The organism is Chryseobacterium sp. X308 (genome assembly GCF_020733145.1).
Lineage (GTDB): Bacteria > Bacteroidota > Bacteroidia > Flavobacteriales > Weeksellaceae > Chryseobacterium > Chryseobacterium cupriresistens.
On record NZ_JAJFZH010000001.1, the window covers coordinates 278,636 to 298,849 of the forward strand.

Below are 20,214 nucleotides of genomic sequence, written 5' to 3' on the forward strand. Positions count from 1 at the left end.
GTGTACAAAAAAATAGGATTATGGATTTTTACAACATTTTACTTAATGCCCACAAAGGATTCGGGTATCTTGAAATTCTTTTGGTAACATTATTTGTCATTGCACTTTTGGCTACCATGTTCGGTTTCAGTGGAAAAGTGAACAAATTTTTGAAGAAAACAACGCTTTTCACAATGATTTTCTTCCACGTTCAGTTTTTATTGGGAATCATTATGCTGATCACCACGTTCAGCAAAGGATTAAATATGGGAGAAGTAATGAAAAATGCGGCATTGAGATTCCAATATGTTGAACATCCATTCTCTATGCTTATTGCGGCAGTTTTGATGACGATTGTCAACAAAAAAGTAAAATCCAATGATACTATTTCTTTAGGAGTAGTAATTATGGGATTGATTGCAGTAGGTTTATTTGCATTTGCATTCCCTTGGACAAGAGTCTTCGGGGCTTAAAACAGACAAAAAAATTATATGCGTTATAATTTATAAATAGTTTAATCTTAAATTTTTAATTAAATCAATGAAAGTAGCTGTAGTAGGTTCAACAGGAATGGTTGGACAAGTTATGCTTAAAGTTTTGGAGGAGAGAAACTTCCCTGTAACAGAATTAATTCCGGTAGCATCCGAAAGATCTGTAGGCAAGAAGGTGAAGTATAAACAGAAGGAATTTACCATCGTAAGCATGAAGGACGCTATAGCTGCCAAACCGGATATTGCTATTTTCTCTGCAGGTGGATCTACTTCGCTTGAATTCGCTCCTCTGTTTGCAGAAGCAGGAACAACAGTAATTGATAATTCTTCTGCCTGGAGAATGGATCCTGATAAAAAATTAGTCGTTCCTGAAATCAATGCTGATGTTTTAACAAAAGAAGATAAAATCATCGCAAATCCGAATTGTTCTACCATTCAATTGGTAATGGTTCTTGGGCCATTGAACAAAAAATATGATTTAAAAAGAGTAATCGTTTCTACTTACCAGTCTGTAACAGGAACAGGTAAAGCTGCTGTAGACCAGTTAAACGGTGAAATAAGTGGAGATGAAACTACTGAAAAAGTATATCCTTATCAGATCTTCAAAAATGCATTACCACACTGTGATGTATTTGCTGATGATGATTACACAAAAGAAGAGATCAAACTGATGAAGGAGCCTAAGAAGATTTTAGGAGACGATACCTTTAACTTAACAGCAACTGCTGTAAGAGTTCCGGTTCAGGGAGGACATTCTGAAAGTGTAAACATCGAATTCGAAAATGAATTCGAACTGGATGAAGTAAGAAAAATTTTATCTGAAACTCCTGGTGTCATTGTAATGGATGATGTGAAAAACAACCACTACCCGATGCCGTTATATTCAGAAGGAAAAGACGAAGTTTTCGTTGGAAGAATCAGAAGGGATCTGTCTCAGCCTAAAACGCTCAACCTCTGGATCGTTGCAGACAATCTGAGGAAAGGAGCAGCAACCAACGCTGTACAAATCGCAGAATACCTTGTAGCAAACAACTTAGTATAAACTAACAAAATTAAAAAGAGTCTCAGAATTGAGATTCTTTTTTTTATCAAACACAATTATGAACACCCAGAAAAATGCCCATAAAGAGAAAATAGGATTTCAGAAGCTCATTGCTACGTTCGGAATCATCCTTTTTGTCGGAAAAATTATTGCATGGAAGCTTACCAATTCTGATGCTGTGTTTTCTGATGCTATGGAAAGTATCGTCAATGTCATCAGTGCATTCATGGGACTCTATTCTCTCCATCTTGCAGCCAAACCTAAAGATGATGACCATCCGTATGGCCATGGGAAAGTAGAATTCGTAACTTCCGGTATAGAAGGCGCCCTTATCGCTATTGCCGGTGTTATGATCATTTATGAAGGGATTCATAGCCTTATTATAGGGAAAACGCTAAGCAAAATTGATCTTGGGATCTGGATTATTGCAGCCACCGCGGTTGTGAATTATCTTCTGGGATATATTTCCATAAAAAAAGGAGAAAGAGAAAATTCTTTGGTTCTTATTTCATCCGGTAAACATCTTCAGTCCGATACTATTACAACTCTCGGAGTAGTTGCCAGTTTAATTATTGTGTACTTCACCAGAATCTATTGGCTGGATTCTGTAGTAGCATTAAGTTTTGGGCTTTACATCATATTTGTAGGTTATAAAATCGTTCGAAAATCTCTGAGTGGTATTATGGATGAGCAGGATCCTGAAATATTAAATCAGGTGATTAAAATCCTTGAAGAAAACAGACAAACAGAATGGATTGATGTGCACAATATGAAAATCCAGCAATTCGGTTCCTCCTTACATATTGATGCCCATATTACCCTGCCGTGGTATTATGACCTTCGTGATGCTCATGATGAAATGGAAAAGGTCATTATTCTCCTTGCCAAAAACATTAAACGTACGATTGAATTCAATTTCCATATGGATGATTGTAAACCAATTTCATGCCCGGTATGCCAGATCAAGGACTGCCCTGTCCGCGAAAAAGATTTCGTCAAACGTGTAGAATGGACTCCGGAAAACGTAACGAGTATAGATAAACACACAATTATTGAGGAAGAATAAAATTCAGATTAGCTTTTCCTGCTTTCTTTACTGATCATCTGTTTTCTGTAATAAAACATCGGAACAATCAGCAGTATAATTAATGGCTGAATCACGAACCTCCTCATATAAAAGGAAAAAAGATATCCTATTTCAAATTTACTATGAATGCAATACAGATAAATCGGTAATGTAATGACAAAGACGACAATCATCATCACTGCTCCCTGTATGGTCCAGTCTTTATTTCTGAATAAACCGTAAATAATCAGACAGGAAAAAAAAAGATTTAAAATAAATCTGAACACATGACCGGCAATCAGTCTTGCCCATTCGAAAGCAGGGAATTCAATATGTTTATTGGCTTCGTGAAAGTAGTCTAAAAAAGGGTCATAAAAAAGAGTTCCTTCCAAAGCTCTTACTCCTATCAATCCGCATACGCCTGCGATCACCAGAAACCAGCTAAGAATTTTCATGTTTTAAGGCAAAAAATTTAATCCAGATCAGCCAAAGGACAACTACACTTCCGTAAATGATAGCAGGAAAAATAAAATCGTGAAACATCTTTCCATATTCCTTATGGTCGGACATCACGATATTTAACCCTACAATTCTCAAAAGGTTGATCATGTATAATAACACTAGTCCTGCTCCCACAAAAACAAAAGTTTTCATTCCCTTATAAAAGGCAAAAACAAAAGATACAAATAAAATGATGACAGAAACGGCATTGCACCCTTCCACCATTCTCGTCACATAATTCTGTTTAACATAAAACCAAACCTGCTCGTTCTTTACATCGTCATAAAGTTCTGTAGGATAACCTATCGCGTTCTGCAGAGAAGTTACCTGACTGGCAATCATTCTTGAAAATGAATCCAATCCGGAGTCTTTCCCACTATTCAGATAAAACTGATAGGCAAAAAGCAACACCAGGTAGATAACAATAAAACGCAATAAAATACCTAAAACAGGTTTAAAGTCTTTCAGCATACTACAAAGATAAAAATTAGCCTGTAATATCCTGAATTTGAATAAAGAAAGTTAAAAATCAAAAGTAAAACACAACCGATTTGGCCCATAAGACTTAAAATTTTTCATAAAAACATTCAATAAAATCAAAATTCTACACCACCATTCTCATACTCTTCCACCTTCTTAATCACTTCTTTACACTATAATTTCCAACTCACGTTAATTTAGTATATTTGTTCCATATTATGACTTCTGAAAACGCAAAACGATTTTTTGAAAACCATTTAGGTAAAAAATCTTCCGAATTCGTCACATTAGCTCAAAGCGGCTCCGCGAGGGTCAATTTTCTGGCCGCTGCCGGTACCGAGAAATACATTATCACGTACAATGAAAACATTCCGGAAAATGAAAGTTTTCTTTACTATTCCCAGGTATTCTCAGATCTGAGCCTTAATACTCCTTCCATCCTTGCTGTTTCAGAGGACAGAAAGATGTATATCCAGGAATTTTTGGGGCAGCAAACCCTTTCTGAGGTAATTGCAAAAGATCACTTGTCTCCCACTGTAAAATCTTTGGTTAAGCAGACCTTAGAAAAGCTTTACCAACTGCAGATGCAGACGCAAGGTAAAATAGACTTTTCCAGAACCTTTGAATATGAAAGCTATGATGAACTTCCTGTGATTCATGATTTGTATTACTTTAAAAATTTTGTCGCCGATTTTCTGGAGCTTGAATACAACAAGTCGACTCTCCTTAAAGAGTTCAAAAAAATTGCTGTACTTATTGAAAATCTTAAACCTAAAGGAATTATGATCCGCGATTTTCAGGCAAGAAATATCATGGTGAATGAAAGAAATGAGGTCTCTTTCATCGATTACCAATCGGCAATGAAAGGTCCGTTGATGTATGATGTCATCTCTTTTCTTTTTCAGGCTAAGGCTAATTTCCCGGACGATTTTAAACAGGAAATGCTGGAATATTATATTGAGCAGTTTGAAGATCCTGAAACAAAGGTTCAGTTAAGAAATGCAGTGATGCCTGTACAAATGATGCGATTTCTGCAAGTTTTGGGAGCCTACGGATTCCGGGGGCTGATCCAGAGGAAACAGCATTTCATAGCCAGTCTGGAGCAAGGAATTCAGAATATTACTCAATTTGCAGACTCATGGCAACAGATGAACAACTACCCGGAATTGCAGAAAGTAATTCAGCAACTGACCTCAGAGAAGGCAAAGCAAAAAATTGAGGAAATAATAAATTTAAACCATTAAGAATGCTTTAAGTCATTAAGAACATTAAGGTTATGACCAAAAAAGAAATTACTCAACTGTCATATGAAATTACTGGCTTTGCTATCAAAGTCCATAAGACTCTTGGTCCTGGTCTACTTGAAAGCGTTTATGAAGAGTGCTTAAAAATTGAGCTTGTTAAAAATGGGTATGATGTTAAACAACAATTATATTTTCCCATCAATTATGAAGGGGTAGAAATTGAGACAAAACTTGTTGTAGATCTCCTAGTAAATGATACAATTATTATAGAGTTAAAAGCTGTGGAAGACGTATTACCAATACACGAAGCACAATTACTCACTTACATGAAAGTTCTTAAAAAACCACAAGGTCTTCTTATTAATTTTTTTACTAGCAATATTACAAAGTCAATGAAACCCTTTATTAATGAATTTTTCAAAGAGCTTCCAGACTAAATTTTGATTTATCAAAATCTTAACTTACCTTAAAAACTAAATAATCCTTAATGGTTTAAAAATTTAAAAGAAAGAATATGCTACACATCGAGATACACAGTTTTTCATACAAAAAAGGAGGAATCCCTAAAGACAACTCAGGAAATGGCGGAGGGTTCGCTTTCGACTGCCGTGGAATTTTAAATCCGGGAAGAGTTGAAGAATATAAAATCCAGACCGGAAATGACATAGGAGTTCAGGAATATCTGGAAACAAAAACGGAAATGCCAAAGTTCTTAGAACTGGTAAAATCTCTCGTTTCCATCAATATTGATAATTATTTGGAAAGAGGCTTTGAGCATCTGCAGATTAATTTCGGATGCACTGGCGGACAGCACAGATCGGTATATTGTGCCATAAAAATTGCAGAATTTATCAAAGAAAAATATCCTGAAGGTACTGAGGTCACCCTTCAACACGATGAACAACCGCAACTGAATAGTAGTAATCAGTAAAGAGTAATAAGTAATTTTCTTATTACGATTATCTATTACTCATTATTCATCACTCATTACTTATACTATTATGAAAGCTCTAATTTTCGCAGCAGGGAAAGGTACCAGATTGAAACCTTTTACAGATCACCACCCAAAAGCACTTGCCAAGGTAAATGAAGTTCCACTTCTCGAAAGAAATATTAATTACCTTAAAAGCTTCGGAATAAAGGATTTTGTTATCAACATTCATCATTTCGGAGAACAAATTGTTGATTTCCTGAATAAAAACAATAATTTTGGATGCAAGATTGAAATCTCTGATGAGACCAGCGAACTGCTGGAAACAGGTGGCGGCTTGATATTTGCAAGAAAATTTCTTGATCACGGAGAAGATTTTTTAATCATGAACGCTGATATTCTAACTGACCTGAATATCAATGCACTGGTAGAATACCACAAAAAGATAAAAGATTTTGCTACTTTAGCGGTTTCGGACAGAGAAAGTTCGAGAAAACTCCTTTTCAATGATGATATGGTTTTGAGAGGCTGGCTCAATGTGCAAACCGGAGAACAAAGGCTGGCTGAATTCAATAAAGGCTTTAAGGCCCTTGCTTTCAGTGGAATTCATTGTATCAATCCCGTCATCTTTGAAAAAATAAAAAGAACAGGCAAATTCTCTGTTATGGAAGAATATCTGGATCTGATGCAAACCGAGCACATACATGGTTTTGTACATGACAGTATTCTTATTGACGTTGGAAGACCAGCATCCGTAATAGAAGCCGAAAAACACTTTAAATAAATTTTGCAATGGAAATTGATGAAACCAGAGATGAAAGCTTAATAAATCCGGAACTTGATATTAACGAAACAAAACTACATAACAGTTTCAGACAGAAAACCTGGGATGAAACAATCACCAAGGACAGCTGGATGGTCTTTAAGGTCATGGCTGAATTTGTAGACGGCTATGAAAAACTGGCTAAAATCGGCCCATGTGTTTCTATATTTGGTTCTGCCCGACTGAAGCCGGAGAACAAATATTATGAAATGGCTGTAGATATTGCTGAAAAGATTACCAAGCTAGGTTTCGGAATTATTACCGGAGGCGGCCCGGGGATCATGGAAGCGGGGAATAAAGGGGCTTTTAATGCCAAAGGAAAATCCATAGGCCTTAATATTGATCTGCCTTTTGAACAGCATTTCAACCCTTATATCAATAAATCTTATTCCATGAATTTTGATTACTTTTTCGTGAGAAAAGTAATGTTTGTAAAATACTCTCAGGGATTCGTAGTAATGCCTGGAGGTTTCGGAACGCTGGATGAACTCACGGAAGCGATGACACTGATTCAGACCAATAAAATTGGAAAATTTCCAATCGTTTTAGTAGGAAGCGAATTCTGGGGAGGATTACTGGATTGGTTTAAGGCAACTCTGTTAAAAGAAGGAATGATTGCTGAAGATGATCTTGAACTTTATCGTGTGGTAGATACTGCTGATGAGGCTGTAGCACATATTAAAGCATTTTATGACAAGTATTCTGTGAATGTAAATTTTTAATTGGCATATTATTTGTGACTTATAACGAACAACTATGATTGTAAATCTATTAATTAAGATGAAAAAACTTTTATATATATCAGGAATTTTAACATTTTTTGTGTTAATGAGTTTTATGTATGTAGACTTTTTCTCTTCAATGACCAAAGTGGACTATATTGATGGAAGCAAGACATTGAAGTTTACCACAAAAATGAATACAAGCCATATCTCTGACGCTATTAAAATCAACCCTAATACGGCAGGATTTGAAGCAGAGGTAAAAAAATATGTGAACAATAATTTTGATGTATTTGTCAATGGCTCTCCTAAAACGATTACCTTCACAGGAAGTCAGGTCAGCGGAGAAACTGTATGGGTATATTTTGAAACCGGAGGTGTTTCGGATATCAATACCTTAAAGATTAAAAATACGATCCTTTTAAGTGCTTTTCCTAAGCAGATCAACATTGTCAACATTGCCTATAAAGGCAGCCAGAAAACAATGAACTTCCAGAGAGGAAAAGAAGTGAACGAGGTTTCTTTTTAAACGAAAATTAGATTTAACCATTATAAAATGGGTACCCTGGAAAGTCAAATTTTTCAGGGTATTTTTTTTGGCTGATAAAAAATCACCACAAAGAGATTAATTAAGTACAAATACCTAATCATAAATTTCAGCATTTCCACTCTAATATTTTCATTTTCAGCAGTGTACATTTGTATTGTAATTACAACCAGGAAGGTGAAGCCGGATTCACTTAAATAACGGGGCGGAATCTGAAAAGCCAGACGAGTAAGAAACACCAGACAAAAACTAAATATCATGGAAGATGCAGACTTAAAATCATCCAGTCAGGAAATTGATGTCCTGATCGTTATTGACACAGATTATGTAAGATCTACTTATCCAAATCCAAGTAAGGATCCTAATAATCCTACAGGAATTGATCATAACAGCCAGCATATGATCGTTTCAAATGCCAACGCTATTTCCGGACAGGGCACAGCTGATCTGAACTTCAGTGCAAGAGCCGGAGATATAGTTTCTTTCAGAGGAACATCAATCTATCAAAATTCTGATGATGCTGTGATCATCTACAATATTAAATACTGGTCCGGTGATCAGGTTTTTAACACCTTTATGTACAATTCTGTTGAAAGAAGACAGGCTGCGGTACCTAATTTAAATTCTCAAAATGGTCTTCCTGCTGCCAGCGCTGATATTACTTTTGCAAGTATCGATTCTAAAGTAAAAGCTACAGGAACAGAGAATTTCTATGTACAGTTTGGACTTTATATTTTAGATCCGAATGACAGTAACAAACAGATTCTGTACGGTTACTTTTACTGGGATCCAACAATTACGGTTAAATAAAAGAAAATAAAAACCACTGCATCAGTGGTTTTTGTTTTTCAGAGATTAAAATCCTGCACTCCATAAAAGTGTTGGAAGGTCTAGTTCACTGATATTAAAATCAACCTTAATGTGGAAAAATTTCAAGAGGCAAAATATATGAACAATAATTTTAATGTATTTGTTAATGAAACTCCTAAAATGATTACCTTCACAGCAACTACAAGCAAAATTCCTACAGCATAGCAATCGAAAATATTGTTATTAATACTGGAAGTATTATATGAAACGTATGTACAAACTATTGCTAAACAGCGCAGGAAATATTGTTAATCAGGAAGTAAAATAATTTTTATTCAATGAAGAGAGAGAATAAGGTTTTATTAATAATAATAATCTGTGGTATAGGTTGGATCACCTATTTTTTAAAGTATAAGGCTATAAGCCCGCCAACCGCAATAATACTTAAAAATGCCAAATATACTGTAGGAGAAATTACTTCCGTTTATTATGGAGACAGAGCACGTAAAAAGGGAAATGATTTTACTTTTAGTTATAAGGAAGGAGTTATTAGAAATGCTCATCAAGACGGAGAATTTATTTATGGGCGAAAATATCTCGTTGTTTATGATTCTATGAACATCAGAAATGGATATCTGGTATTAGACAAGTTTGATATTACTGATTCTTTAAATAAATATCACATCTATAAAAATTATGATCATTATAATGTTGGATGGTCATTGTCTGAAATACCGTTTAAATGGGATAAGAGTGACATTGATCAGGAAGTAAAGATGCATCTGAGAAGTGAATAAAACTATAGTTTTGATAAAACCAATCTCCAAAACATAAAAAAGGCTGTTTTCAATTGTGAAAACAGCCTTTTTATTTAGGACTAATCAGTCGTCTTTAATAAAAAATACCAATGTATTATTCAATTTTGATATTATCAATCTGAAGATCATACACTCCACCATTCCCGGTTTTGATAGCAAACATATCTTTTCCGGCTGTAGTGTTAATATCTGCAATTCCTGTAAGGGTAAGCTCAACTAATCTCCACTGTCCATTTGTATTGATAGAACCGTTGTAAGAGTTAGCACTTTCTACTCCTAAAGTAGCACCAGTAGAGAATGTTCCTAAGTTGAATACATAGAAGCCTCCACCTGCTTTATATACGTTGAAAGAAAGACTTTTCCCTGTTGCAGTACCTTTGATATACATTGTAATTCTTTTTGGTACAGCTGGTATTCCTGTAGTAGCAACAGATGTAAATACATAATCGTTAGCTGTAGGAGTACCTTTGATCTGAAGTGAATTTGTACCATTGTATCCCAGACCTAGACCTTGTGTAGCATAAGGCTTAAGTCCGAAATTGTTTACACTTGATAAGAAAGTTGTCCAGCTTTCAAAATCTGAACCTGCGAAAAGGTTTACAGCAGAAGCAGAAGGAGCATCTGGTTCACCTGGATTGAATCTTGGATTCGGGAAGTTAATATCATCAAGAGTTCTGATATAAGCCTGATCTGTGAAAATAGTTGCGTTACTTGAGCTTGTAAAACGGCTCAGAAGAAGAACGATATCACCACTTTTTTCATATTTAGGAGAGATAGGAGATTTCGCAAACGTTGCATAGTTGCTGAAACGAAGATCTAATCTACCTGCTTTTTTATCCGTAATATAACGATCTCCTGTCCCTGATTCATCCGCAAAAGTTTTTGTCAGTTCAGGCTCTTCAAACTGAACATTTTTAATTTTCACAAGCTGATTGATGTGAGCACCATTCTTCAAAGCATCAGCGATAGAATTAAATTCTAATGGCTTTATTGTGGTTACTACAGCCTTTTGTCCGTCACAAACTCTTGCCATGTAATTGGATAGTTTATTAGGGTTGATTCTACCGATAGGATAATTAGGATCAAAAGAACCTACTTTAATGTTTCCATTAACTCCCTGAACGATCAATCCTTTCAGGTTAATTCTTACTAAAGATCCGGTAGGATAATCAAGATACTGATTTCCGCCATCGATGTCAATTTCAATCCCTTGCGTCGGATTTTCAGGCTTATCCTGAAGGAACATCATTTTATAGATATTTCCTGATTCATCACTTGAAGAGACATATGCTTCAACGATATAATCTTCTTTAATGATATCAGCTTCAGTTGGTTTTGCTTTTGCAATAGTAGCAAGATCTGTTAACGGGTGATTAGCTGCAGCAAATTTGTTGGTACATTTAATTTCCGGTAATTCATAATCATCAGTTTTTACACAAGATGAGAAGGACAGCATTGAAATAGCACTGAAAATCGCCGCTTTAAAATATATATTTTTCATTGTTTTCGATTTTTAATTTTAGTTTTTTAGAATCTGAATTGAAGATTAACAAAATAAGATCTCCCCTGATTATACCAATACTTTGGGGCGAATACCATATTTCCGCTGTCGTAATCATTTGCATAATCAATATAGTTAACGTTTCTGGTCTGTTCAAATCCTCCTGTAATATAATTTCTGTTATTAAGGATGTTATTAACCGATGCAGACAGCAATACATAATACTTACCTATCATCCAGGACTTCCCTGCATTGACATTGAAGAAGAATGCCGAAGGAAGCTTTGTAGGCGTAAGAACTCTTGCAAGTTCCTCATCAGTTACCTGATCATAAGGAACTCCAGGTGTGTTAGGATTGGTATAGAATCTTGCGGTTCTGGTTACCGGAGACGGATCTAAGAATGAATGCCCGAAATAGTTCCATGTTGCTCCTAACCACCAGTATTTAGGGCTGCTGTAACGAAGACCTAAAGTATATGCCTCCTGAGGAGTTCCACCCTGTCTGTAGTTTTTAAGCGTTGCTTCGCCCATATTAGTATAAGATCTTGATACGATATTTCCGTTCCCGTCAAGCTCTCTGAACGTTCCAACAGCATCAGATGCAAAATAAACGGTAGGATTATTAGTATAAGTGTATTGTCCTAAGCTTAATAAACCACTTGCCGTTAAAGTAGGCGTCACTTTTACCTGTGCACCAAGTTCAATCCCCATATTTCTCTTATTGGCTCCTGCCAGTACCTGCGTAATGAAAGCACCATCCTGAACCGGAGCCTGATCACCACTCTCAGTAAGGTTTGTCAGTTTAACTCCCTGTGCGAAATATCGTTGTACACTTGTTTCGTTTTGGGTGTTAACAAGATAACCGGTCAGTCTAAGTTTAACAATCGGAGTAGAGATTACATAGCTCAGGTCATTGGCATCAACAACAACATTTTTGATACCAGGAGTGGTAACACCACTTACTCTTGTATTAAAGTAAATATCATTCAGGAAAGGAGACTGCGAGAAGTAAGCTCCGTTATAAACCAGGAAGTTTCTTCCATTGATTTTATAAGTAACCTGACCTTTAACGCCTGCATTCCAGAAATTCTGATCTGCACCTTTACCATAAGAAGACTCATACAGATAGTGTTGGAACAATCCTTCTCTGCTGTTTGTCGTGTAACCGAATAATCCCGAGATGAAAACATCAAATTTTCCTGTGGAGAATTTGAAAGCGGGGTTTATTTTGAATTCCTGTCTTCTGAAAATATAGCTGTACCCGATTTTATCACCCTCTCTTTTGGCAACATCAGTATCGCTTTCTCTTGTATTGAATTTTCCCCAAACACTTCCTGCCGTGGTGTTGGATGCAAACGGGTCCATATTCAGGGCAAAATCAGCACCCAAAAGATCATTTACTTCTCTGTACTGTTCAGATCTGTAGTTCTGGTAAGACAGGTTTAAGATAAAACGGGAAGTATCGGTGAAGTTATAAGTATAGTGCGTAGATACATTCCATACCTTATCATCTTTTACATCATCTACAAGATAGTAAGCGGCTCTTCTTCCGCCCAATAATGCATTGTATTCTACATTTCGGTTGGCATTATAAAGATTATCCCAGTTGATCTGTGTGTGTGACTGGTCATCATTGATCCACCAGTCTCTTGTGATTCCGATATTGGCAGCCTGCTCAGGAGACGGATTTGTATAGTTTAACCAATAACTTGGTAGATTACGGTAATATGTTGGTGACGGGTTATTGGCTCTGTACCAGTCCAGTCTTGAACTGTATTCTTTCCCAAATTGGTAAGAAACAGACGTCCATAGCTGAGAGTTTTTATTGATTTTCCAGAAATCCTGCAATTGAATCATCGGCTGGAAACCTCTTTTCACTCTTTCATTTCTTTTATCTCCGTTTTGCCATCCCCAATACGAGTTGTAATGAACACCTCTGAAGTCGTATACTTCCTGGGTACTTGGACTTGAAGAACTTCTTGCATATTTGGACCCAATGGCATTTAAAGTCATCGTATGAGTATCACTGAATTTTTTTTCAATACCAAGATATCCACTGTATGCATCATAAGCAGTACCATCCTGGATCCCTTCCTGTGCCCATCTTCTGGCAATCATTCCGGTAAATGCCCATCCGTTCTTGTTCATTCCGGAAGAGAATCTGTAAGATAATCTGTTCCTATAATTTCTGTTGGTCAGAGAGTATGTCAACTGACTTCCTTTTCTGTACTCGCTGGCTTTTGTATTCTTATAAAATACTCCGGTAGTTCCTCCGAAAGCATATTCTGAAGGGGCATGATTAGCCGCAATTTCCGGGTAACGGGTAATTTCGTTCAATCCTCCCCAGGTGCTGAAATCTACATCTCCATTATCTGCAGCGGCCATAGAAACCCCGTTGATCATATTTTCGCCTGTTCTGCTGTCAATTCCTCTTGGACGGAACCAGTAGGGACCTAAATCAAAACTTGCCATTCTGTTGAAAACATCCTGAGATGACTGTAATAGCCCCACAGTTGCAGTCTGCTGTGCACCACCGCTATCGCTTTCCCCGGAATCTTCTATGATAGCCAACCCCTGATCTGCACCATTTAATGCAGAATAAAGAGTAATTACTCCAAGATCTTTTCTTTTCTCATCACTGGTTACGTCAAATTCAAAAATTTTAGTTTCAAAATTCGGTTTTGTAACCATAATCTGATAATGTCCGGGCATCAAATCCGTAAATTGGAAATATCCGATTTTGTCTGCCTTTGCATCATTTCCTGCTCCTTTTAAATCTACACTTGCCTGCTCAACGGGCTTGCCTTCCGCATCCTTAAGATACGCAAACACTGTTGTCTGCGCATAATAATAGGACGCAGGCAGCAAGGTAAATAAAGAGATCAATGATAATTTTTTAATCATGAGTATATTTATTTTTTTAATACTTTTATTGTTAATTTTCAACAGTTTAAAAGTTGGGGGCACAAATTTAAACAAATTTTGCAATCCAGAACTTTTTTAACGTATTTTTTTCTTAACATTGCAATCTTTTAAGAATCATTATAAAAGAGAGATTCAAATTACTGCTTTTAAATTTACAAATATTTAAAATGCAGTGAGTTAAAAAAAAGTAAATTTGTAATTAATAGAATAATAAAACTCTAAAGAGATGAAGAGATTTTCGAGTCTGTTTGCCCTGTTTATTTCGATCGTGGCATTCTCCCAACAACAAGGAAAACTGAGAAAAGTAGCAACCGTAGGTTTCTTAAATGTAGAAAACCTTTGGGATACTATTCGTTCAGCAGATTATATAGACGGAACCAAGGATATTAAGAATCCGGCATTCCACAGAAGTATTCCTATGGATTCTATTAAGTTTCTTGAAGCTGAAAAATATGACGGGCCATGGAGTGACGGGGCTTTAATTGGTAAAAAAGTAGTCAGAGAACAAGGAGGTTCTGAAGAATTTACCCCAAAAAGCCCAAAGAATTACGGAAGTAAAATTTATAAGGCAAAACTGGCTAACGAAGCCAAGGTAATTTCTGAAATGGGAGCTCAGTATACCAAAACAGCTCCTGCAGTAGTAGGCTTGATTGAGGTTGAAAACAGACAAGTGATTCAGGATCTTGTGAACGAGCCTGCCTTAAAGAAATATGATTACGGAATTATACACTACAATTCTTATGATTACAGAGGAATCGACGTAGCACTGATCTATCAGAAAAGAAGATTCACCCCTACCAATTCATTAAAAAAAGAACTGATTATTTACGGTGACAATGGAAGAAGAGAATATACAAGGGATATCCTAGTGGTAACAGGATTTTTAGATAATGAAAAAGTAGCATTTTTCATGAACCACTGGCCTTCAAGAAGAGGTGGTGAAGCAATTTCTCTACCTAAAAGAAATGCAGCTGCGGCGTTATTAAAACAACAAATGGATAGTGTAAGAGCTGCAGACCCAACGACGAAGCTTTTCGCAATGGGTGACTTTAATGATGACCCTGTAAGCCCAAGTTTAAAAAACCACCTGAAAGCACAGGCGAATCCAAAAGACCTGAGCGAGGAAACACCTTATCTTAATCTGATGTACCCTTTATATAAGAAAGGAGTTGCTTCTCTGGCTTATCAGGACGCTCCTAACCTTTTTGACCAGATTATTGTTTCTAAAAATGTAATTTCAGATCAGGTGACTAAAGAATATTCTCTGTATAAAACAGAAATCTTTGCCCCGGCTTATCTCGTTAATAAAGAAGGAAATTATAAAGGATATCCTTTCAGATCCTGGAATGGAGACCAGTTCACAGGAGGCTACAGTGATCACTTCCCGGCATTTGTCGTTCTTCAGAAAGAACCATAAAAAATTTAGGCACTCTTATTGGAGTGCTTTTTTTATATAAAATATTTGTGTCATGAAAAATATTATTTTATTAGTAATGATTGCATTGGTACCTTTCAGCTGCTTTTCTCAGGAAACGCCGAAGAAAGATAAAGAGCAGCATGAAATGAAGCCTTCTAAAAATGAAGACGGAGAATGGGACCTTACCGTTATCGATACCCAATTTGATTATTTTCTAAATGCTGTTGCCAAACCGATCAGCCAGTACTCAGAATCTTATCTCAAGACAAAAAATACTTTTTTGGTCAACGAATGGAACAGTTATTATAATTCCGGCAGATACAGAAATATTATAGAATCCGGAATCGATTATGATCCAAAAGAGAATTACGGGATCAAGTTTGAATATAAATTATACCAGGTTTTTGTCTATGTAAACTGGAAGTATAAGCTAAGATTGAATGGATTATCCGGAAGCGATGCGATAAGGTAAATTTTAAAGCATAGTCAATAAAAAAGGTTCAGAGTAATTCTGAACCTTTTCATTTTTATAATAGCTGAAAATTATTTATTGAATAATTCCTCTACTTTATCCCAGTTTACTACATCAAAGAACGCAGAAACATAGTCAGGTCTTCTGTTTTGGTAGTTTAAATAATAAGCATGCTCCCAAACGTCTAATCCTAAAACAGGAGTTCCTTTAACGTCTGCTACAGGCATTAACGGGTTATCCTGGTTGGGTGTAGAAGAAACAGATACGGAACCGTCAGCATTTTTTACCAACCAAGCCCATCCTGAACCGAATCTTGTTTTAGCAGCTTCAGAAAAATCAGTTTTGAATTTATCAAAACCTCCGTAGTTTTCAATAGCAGCTTTTACATTTCCTACAGGCTCTTTGCTTCCTCCAGGTGTTAAAATTTCCCAGAATAAAGAGTGGTTGAAGTGACCTCCTCCGTTATTTCTTACAGCTGGCTTATCAGTTCCTGTCTGGCAGATTTCTTCAATAGTTTTTCCTGCTAATTCAGTTCCTTCAATTGCTTTATTTAAATTGTCAATATATGCCTGGTGGTGTTTTGTATGGTGGATTTCCATAGTTCTTGCATCGATCGTTGGCTCTAATGCATCGTATGCATATCCTAGTTTTGGTAATTCAAATGACATAATCTTTATTTTTAATGTTATAATCCAAAATTAGCCAATATTTAAGGGATTATCAAGGATTCTGGATTACTTTAATAAATCTTTAACATTGATATATTGATTTAGAATGAATTAAGTTTTATTTTTTTATGTAATATCAACAAAAAGCACGAACCTGATGATCCGTGCTTTCTATTTAACAATAATTAAATTAATTTATTTATTCATAGACATCAGGAATTCTTCATTATTAAGAGTTCCTTTGATGTTTTTATCTACAAATTCCATCGCTTCTACAGGGTTCATCTCAGAAAGATATTTTCTAAGAATCCACATTCTCTGCGAAGTTACTTCATCAAGAAGAAGATCATCTCTACGGGTACTTGATGCGACAAGATCAATAGCAGGATAAATTCTTCTGTTGGCAATTTTTCTGTCCAGCTGAAGTTCCATGTTACCGGTACCTTTGAATTCTTCAAAGATTACTTCATCCATCTTGGATCCTGTATCAATCAATGCTGTTGCAATAATTGTAAGAGATCCTCCTCCTTCAATTTTTCTTGCAGCTCCGAAGAATCTTTTCGGCTTGTGAAGTGCATTGGCATCTACCCCACCGGAAAGTACTTTTCCTGATGCAGGAGTTACCGTGTTGTATGCTCTTGCCAGTCTGGTGATAGAATCCAGCAAGATGACTACATCATGTCCGCATTCAACCATTCTTTGCGCCTTCGCAAGAACAAGGTTAGCTACTTTTACGTGTTTTTCAGCAGCTTCATCAAATGTAGAAGCAATTACTTCTGCATTCACACTTCTTTCCATATCAGTAACCTCTTCCGGACGTTCATCGATCAGAAGAACCATCATATATACTTCCGGGTGGTTGGCTGCAATAGAATTAGCGATATCTTTAAGCAGCATCGTCTTACCTGTTTTAGGCTGTGCAACAATCATTGCTCTCTGCCCTTTTCCGATAGGTGCAAATAAATCTACAATTCTTGTGGATACCGTAGAACCGCTTCCTGCAAGGTTAAATTTCTCTTCAGGGAAAAGCGGGGTAAGATATTCAAAAGCAACACGGTCTTTGATAAATGCAAGATCACGTCCGTTAACTTCTGTAGGTCTTAATAATGAAAAGTATTTCTCACCTTCTTTCGGAAGTCTTACAATTCCTTTTACCGTATCTCCAGTTTTCAAACCAAAATTTCTGATCTGAGCTGTAGAAACATATACATCATCAGGAGAAGAGATATAGCTGAAATCTGAAGAACGTAAAAATCCGTAGTTATCCGGTAAGATTTCCAAAACCCCTTCAATACTTACCAATCCATCGAAATTAAATTCTTTTTTATGGTCATTCTGCTCCTCAGCCTTTTCAGAATGTCTGTTTTGATTCTGATTTTGGTTTTGGTGCTGCTGATGTTGCTGGTTTTGGTTTTTATGTTGGTTTCCACCGTTCTGTGGATGATTGTGTCCTTTTTGAGGTCTGTTAGCCTGTGGTTGTTGAGGATTGTTAGGCTTTTCTTCAGCCTGAACAGGCTCTTGGGATTCTGTGTTTTTTGGAGTTTCAACTCTTTCCTGAGATACTTCTGCATTAGCTGCATTGGTAGAAACTCTTTTTCTTTTCTTTTTGGCCTGAGCGCCTGCAGCGGTTTCTTCTGTTACTGTGGCTGCTGCGGTTTCCACTTTTGGTTCTTCCGGTTTAATTTCTTCAGGAGCAGCTACCTTTTCTTCTACTATTTCCTCTGTTTTAGTTTCTACCGGAGCTTTTGCATTTGCTTTTGGCTTGGCTGCTGTTTTTTTAGGGGCAGCTTTTTTTGCCGGGGCTTTGGCAGGTTTTTCTGCTGGAGCCTCTTCAGTATTTACACTGGTGGTTTCGGTGGCGTTGAAATAATCTTTTGCGACTTTAGGGTTAGAAGCCTGAAAGTCAAGAATAGCAAAGATCTTGTCATTTTCATTGCTGTTTCTTGCAACTTTAACGCCCAAATCTTTCAAGATTTTAGTCAGTTCCGTTACGGATTTTGACCTTAACGTTTCTATGTTAAACATATTTAATGTAAAAATGTAATTAATTGTGAGTAAGAAAAGTAAGTCCGGTGACTTTTGTTTTCAAGTACATTGTATAATGCAAATCTACACTTATTTTTGAATTGTGCAAAATTTATATTATTTTTGCCAAGAATTTAATATTCAATGCTACAGAGAATACAAACCATATGGACCTTATTAGCAGTTTTAGCTGCGGTTTTCCTTTTTATAACAGGACAGGATGTTGTCATTTCAGACAGTATTCCTTTACTTAATATAGGCTGTATCGTACTTGTCATTACCGGAGCATTAAGTATTTTCAGTTTCAAAAACAGAAAAAGACAAATTTTGCTGAATACTATCAGCATCATTATAAACGCTTTGTTGATTGGTGTATTGGCGTACTGGTTACTAAACTTATCCGGAGGAATTCAGATTCCTGAGAAGGGTATTGAGCCGATTTTCCCATTGATCGCGGTAATCTGTTTGTTCATAGCAAACATTTACATCCGTAAAGATGAGAGGCTCGTAAAATCTGTAGACAGACTTCGATAGCCTTACAACGATTTTTTGAGTGAGAACAGCTTCTTTTCAGAAGCTGTTTTTTTATTGGCTATTCATTCTTAATTAAATTATGTAAATTCATTGCAACTTTTTGATTAAAAAAACGACAGATCATATAATTTTAACAAAAGACAATGAAAAAGCTAACGTATCTTACTTTATCCCTATTCTCAATATTTTCCTTTGCACAGGAAGTTTCCAAAGAAAGAGTAAAAACAGTTCTTTCCACTCTCGCTTCAGATGAAATGAAAGGCCGTGAAATCGGAACTCAGGAAAATGAAAATGCAGCTAATTATATCGCGAAACTTTTCAAAGAAAATAATCTGGAATACTGTACCGGAAAATCTTATCTGGTACCTTTTGACTACAATGGAAAGACGGTCTACAATGTCTGTGGAATCAAAAAAGGAAAATCTGATCAGTACCTTGGTTTTTCAGGACATTTTGATCATATCGGAACCAGTGATAAAAGCGGAGACAATATTTATAACGGAGCAGATGATGATGCCAGCGGAATCACGACTCTGGTAGGTATCGCCGATTATTTTAAAAACAAAAAACCGGAATTCTCTATGGTGTTCATGGCATTCAATGGAGAAGAAAAGGGAATGCTGGGTTCAAGAGCGATTTCCAATGATAAGAATCTGGACCACATTTATAATAAAATGACTGCTCTTTTTAACTTCGAAATGGTTGCCACAGAATCTCAATGGGGGAAAAATTCATTATATATGACTGGAGACGGATTCTCTGACCTTGATGAACTTTTCAATCAAAATGCAGTGAACGGATTAAAAATTAATGCTGATCCTTATGCAAAACAGCAGCTGTTTTACCGTTCAGATAATGTAAGCTTTGTTAAAAAGAAAATCATTGCCCATTCATTTTCTACTGTTGATATGACCAAAGCGTCTCATTATCACCACGAAAATGATGATGTCAATATTGTAGATTTTGATAATATGACGCAGATCATCAATAATTTGGGAAAGACACTGGAAAAGCTGAGTCCTAAAAATTTTGCGCCTAAATATAATGATCAGGTGAAGTTCTAAGAAAACAATCATATAAAACCGCTGTTTAAGCGGTTTTTTTTATTAAACAAGACAGCATTCTTATGTACTGTTCCAAATCTCGTTCAGGCTTATCTGTTAAAAAATACCCTTCAACAATGTTAAGTTGTAACAAAAACACATTTTATGAAACATAT

Annotated in this window: 21 protein-coding genes; 15 read left to right on the forward strand and 6 right to left on the reverse strand. The window is 36.2% G+C overall.

Going from position 1 to position 20,214, the window contains the following annotated elements; translation table 11 throughout:
* The first annotated feature begins 20 nt into the window (after window positions 1–20).
* From LIV57_RS01285 to LIV57_RS01295, 3 genes are all read left to right on the forward strand, one after another.
* Complete coding sequence (locus LIV57_RS01285; RefSeq protein ID WP_034691532.1) at window positions 21–452, forward strand: hypothetical protein; 432 nt, start codon at window positions 21–23, stop codon at window positions 450–452.
* Between the two features lie 67 nt (window positions 453–519).
* Window positions 520–1,512 (forward strand): aspartate-semialdehyde dehydrogenase, encoded by a 993-nt coding sequence (locus tag LIV57_RS01290; RefSeq protein WP_062673335.1) that lies wholly within the window; start codon window positions 520–522, stop codon window positions 1,510–1,512.
* Between the two features lie 58 nt (window positions 1,513–1,570).
* The gene (locus LIV57_RS01295) at window positions 1,571–2,578 is read left to right on the forward strand and encodes a cation diffusion facilitator family transporter (RefSeq protein WP_227941110.1); all 1,008 of its coding nucleotides are present in this window, start codon (window positions 1,571–1,573) and stop codon (window positions 2,576–2,578) included.
* Window positions 2,579–2,586: 8 nt separating this feature from the next.
* Here LIV57_RS01295 and LIV57_RS01300 read toward each other — a convergent pair whose 3' ends face one another.
* Window positions 2,587–3,033 carry an exosortase F system-associated membrane protein gene (locus LIV57_RS01300; RefSeq protein ID WP_227941111.1) on the reverse strand — a complete coding sequence of 149 codons (447 nt, stop codon included), beginning with the start codon at window positions 3,031–3,033 and terminating at the stop codon, window positions 2,587–2,589.
* Entirely contained in the window at window positions 3,020–3,550 is a 531-nt protein-coding gene (gene xrtF / locus LIV57_RS01305) for an exosortase family protein XrtF (RefSeq protein WP_202841743.1), read from the reverse strand. Before xrtF ends, LIV57_RS01300 begins: the two co-directional genes overlap by 14 nt.
* A gap of 227 nt (window positions 3,551–3,777) precedes the next feature.
* Here xrtF and LIV57_RS01310 point away from each other — a divergent pair, with 227 nt between their 5' ends.
* From LIV57_RS01310 to LIV57_RS01345, 8 genes are all read left to right on the forward strand, one after another.
* Entirely contained in the window at window positions 3,778–4,803 is a 1,026-nt protein-coding gene (locus LIV57_RS01310; RefSeq protein ID WP_227941112.1) for an aminoglycoside phosphotransferase family protein, read from the forward strand.
* Between the two features lie 32 nt (window positions 4,804–4,835).
* On the forward strand, window positions 4,836–5,240 hold the full coding sequence (locus LIV57_RS01315) for a GxxExxY protein (protein WP_227941113.1): 405 nt from the start codon (window positions 4,836–4,838) through the stop codon (window positions 5,238–5,240).
* 77 nt (window positions 5,241–5,317) lie between these two features.
* Complete coding sequence (locus tag LIV57_RS01320) at window positions 5,318–5,734, forward strand: RNase adapter RapZ (RefSeq protein WP_227941114.1); 417 nt, start codon at window positions 5,318–5,320, stop codon at window positions 5,732–5,734.
* Between the two features lie 70 nt (window positions 5,735–5,804).
* The gene (locus tag LIV57_RS01325) at window positions 5,805–6,518 is read left to right on the forward strand and encodes an NDP-sugar synthase (protein WP_227941115.1); all 714 of its coding nucleotides are present in this window, start codon (window positions 5,805–5,807) and stop codon (window positions 6,516–6,518) included.
* An 8-nt stretch (window positions 6,519–6,526) separates the two neighbouring features.
* Window positions 6,527–7,279 carry a TIGR00730 family Rossman fold protein gene (locus tag LIV57_RS01330; protein ID WP_110008400.1) on the forward strand — a complete coding sequence of 251 codons (753 nt, stop codon included), beginning with the start codon at window positions 6,527–6,529 and terminating at the stop codon, window positions 7,277–7,279.
* Window positions 7,280–7,337: 58 nt separating this feature from the next.
* Window positions 7,338–7,808, forward strand: a complete 471-nt coding sequence (locus tag LIV57_RS01335; protein WP_227941116.1) for a DUF6702 family protein — start codon at window positions 7,338–7,340, stop codon at window positions 7,806–7,808.
* Between the two features lie 276 nt (window positions 7,809–8,084).
* The gene (locus tag LIV57_RS01340; protein ID WP_227941117.1) at window positions 8,085–8,636 is read left to right on the forward strand and encodes an inclusion body family protein; all 552 of its coding nucleotides are present in this window, start codon (window positions 8,085–8,087) and stop codon (window positions 8,634–8,636) included.
* 338 nt (window positions 8,637–8,974) lie between these two features.
* Complete coding sequence (locus LIV57_RS01345; protein ID WP_227941118.1) at window positions 8,975–9,433, forward strand: hypothetical protein; 459 nt, start codon at window positions 8,975–8,977, stop codon at window positions 9,431–9,433.
* A 115-nt stretch (window positions 9,434–9,548) separates the two neighbouring features.
* On the opposite strand, the gene LIV57_RS01350 is transcribed toward LIV57_RS01345, so the two are convergent.
* Together LIV57_RS01350 and LIV57_RS01355 are read right to left on the reverse strand one after the other, a co-directional pair.
* On the reverse strand, window positions 9,549–10,955 hold the full coding sequence (locus LIV57_RS01350) for a DUF5689 domain-containing protein (protein WP_227941119.1): 1,407 nt from the start codon (window positions 10,953–10,955) through the stop codon (window positions 9,549–9,551).
* Window positions 10,956–10,981: 26 nt separating this feature from the next.
* The gene (locus LIV57_RS01355) at window positions 10,982–13,858 is read right to left on the reverse strand and encodes a carboxypeptidase-like regulatory domain-containing protein (RefSeq protein WP_227941120.1); all 2,877 of its coding nucleotides are present in this window, start codon (window positions 13,856–13,858) and stop codon (window positions 10,982–10,984) included.
* Window positions 13,859–14,105: 247 nt separating this feature from the next.
* Here LIV57_RS01355 and LIV57_RS01360 point away from each other — a divergent pair, with 247 nt between their 5' ends.
* Both LIV57_RS01360 and LIV57_RS01365 read left to right on the forward strand, forming a co-directional pair.
* Complete coding sequence (locus tag LIV57_RS01360; protein WP_227941121.1) at window positions 14,106–15,296, forward strand: endonuclease; 1,191 nt, start codon at window positions 14,106–14,108, stop codon at window positions 15,294–15,296.
* A gap of 52 nt (window positions 15,297–15,348) precedes the next feature.
* A complete protein-coding gene (locus LIV57_RS01365; RefSeq protein ID WP_110008395.1) occupies window positions 15,349–15,768 on the forward strand; it encodes a DUF6146 family protein in 420 nt (139 codons plus the stop codon).
* A 71-nt stretch (window positions 15,769–15,839) separates the two neighbouring features.
* Here the strand turns inward: LIV57_RS01365 and LIV57_RS01370 are convergent, their stop codons facing one another.
* Together LIV57_RS01370 and rho are read right to left on the reverse strand one after the other, a co-directional pair.
* Window positions 15,840–16,436: a superoxide dismutase gene (locus tag LIV57_RS01370; RefSeq protein WP_131437230.1), complete on the reverse strand. Its 597-nt coding sequence runs from the start codon at window positions 16,434–16,436 to the stop codon at window positions 15,840–15,842.
* Between the two features lie 195 nt (window positions 16,437–16,631).
* The gene (rho, locus tag LIV57_RS01375; RefSeq protein ID WP_227941122.1) at window positions 16,632–18,461 is read right to left on the reverse strand and encodes a transcription termination factor Rho; all 1,830 of its coding nucleotides are present in this window, start codon (window positions 18,459–18,461) and stop codon (window positions 16,632–16,634) included.
* A 144-nt stretch (window positions 18,462–18,605) separates the two neighbouring features.
* On the opposite strand from rho, the gene LIV57_RS01380 reads away from it, so the two are divergent.
* Together LIV57_RS01380 and LIV57_RS01385 are read left to right on the forward strand one after the other, a co-directional pair.
* Window positions 18,606–18,995: a DUF4293 family protein gene (locus LIV57_RS01380; RefSeq protein ID WP_227941123.1), complete on the forward strand. Its 390-nt coding sequence runs from the start codon at window positions 18,606–18,608 to the stop codon at window positions 18,993–18,995.
* Between the two features lie 143 nt (window positions 18,996–19,138).
* Window positions 19,139–20,059, forward strand: coding sequence for a M28 family peptidase (locus LIV57_RS01385; protein ID WP_227941124.1), 921 nt, complete (start codon window positions 19,139–19,141; stop codon window positions 20,057–20,059).
* Window positions 20,060–20,214 lie beyond the last annotated feature (155 nt).

Excerpts from the sequence above, each read along its gene's own strand:
- LIV57_RS01285 (WP_034691532.1), top strand. The coding sequence starts at position 21 with ATGGATTTTTACAACATTTTACTTAATGCCCACAAAGGATTCGGGTAT.
- LIV57_RS01290 (WP_062673335.1), top strand. The coding sequence starts at position 520 with ATGAAAGTAGCTGTAGTAGGTTCAACAGGAATGGTTGGACAAGTTATG.
- LIV57_RS01295 (WP_227941110.1), top strand. The coding sequence starts at position 1,571 with ATGAACACCCAGAAAAATGCCCATAAAGAGAAAATAGGATTTCAGAAG.
- LIV57_RS01300 (WP_227941111.1), bottom strand. The coding sequence starts at position 3,033 with ATGAAAATTCTTAGCTGGTTTCTGGTGATCGCAGGCGTATGCGGATTG.
- xrtF (WP_202841743.1), bottom strand. The coding sequence starts at position 3,550 with ATGCTGAAAGACTTTAAACCTGTTTTAGGTATTTTATTGCGTTTTATT.
- LIV57_RS01310 (WP_227941112.1), top strand. The coding sequence starts at position 3,778 with ATGACTTCTGAAAACGCAAAACGATTTTTTGAAAACCATTTAGGTAAA.
- LIV57_RS01315 (WP_227941113.1), top strand. The coding sequence starts at position 4,836 with ATGACCAAAAAAGAAATTACTCAACTGTCATATGAAATTACTGGCTTT.
- LIV57_RS01320 (WP_227941114.1), top strand. The coding sequence starts at position 5,318 with ATGCTACACATCGAGATACACAGTTTTTCATACAAAAAAGGAGGAATC.
- LIV57_RS01325 (WP_227941115.1), top strand. The coding sequence starts at position 5,805 with ATGAAAGCTCTAATTTTCGCAGCAGGGAAAGGTACCAGATTGAAACCT.
- LIV57_RS01330 (WP_110008400.1), top strand. The coding sequence starts at position 6,527 with ATGGAAATTGATGAAACCAGAGATGAAAGCTTAATAAATCCGGAACTT.
- LIV57_RS01335 (WP_227941116.1), top strand. The coding sequence starts at position 7,338 with ATGAAAAAACTTTTATATATATCAGGAATTTTAACATTTTTTGTGTTA.
- LIV57_RS01340 (WP_227941117.1), top strand. The coding sequence starts at position 8,085 with ATGGAAGATGCAGACTTAAAATCATCCAGTCAGGAAATTGATGTCCTG.
- LIV57_RS01345 (WP_227941118.1), top strand. The coding sequence starts at position 8,975 with ATGAAGAGAGAGAATAAGGTTTTATTAATAATAATAATCTGTGGTATA.
- LIV57_RS01350 (WP_227941119.1), bottom strand. The coding sequence starts at position 10,955 with ATGAAAAATATATATTTTAAAGCGGCGATTTTCAGTGCTATTTCAATG.
- LIV57_RS01355 (WP_227941120.1), bottom strand. The coding sequence starts at position 13,858 with ATGATTAAAAAATTATCATTGATCTCTTTATTTACCTTGCTGCCTGCG.
- LIV57_RS01360 (WP_227941121.1), top strand. The coding sequence starts at position 14,106 with ATGAAGAGATTTTCGAGTCTGTTTGCCCTGTTTATTTCGATCGTGGCA.
- LIV57_RS01365 (WP_110008395.1), top strand. The coding sequence starts at position 15,349 with ATGAAAAATATTATTTTATTAGTAATGATTGCATTGGTACCTTTCAGC.
- LIV57_RS01370 (WP_131437230.1), bottom strand. The coding sequence starts at position 16,436 with ATGTCATTTGAATTACCAAAACTAGGATATGCATACGATGCATTAGAG.
- rho (WP_227941122.1), bottom strand. The coding sequence starts at position 18,461 with ATGTTTAACATAGAAACGTTAAGGTCAAAATCCGTAACGGAACTGACT.
- LIV57_RS01380 (WP_227941123.1), top strand. The coding sequence starts at position 18,606 with ATGCTACAGAGAATACAAACCATATGGACCTTATTAGCAGTTTTAGCT.
- LIV57_RS01385 (WP_227941124.1), top strand. The coding sequence starts at position 19,139 with ATGAAAAAGCTAACGTATCTTACTTTATCCCTATTCTCAATATTTTCC.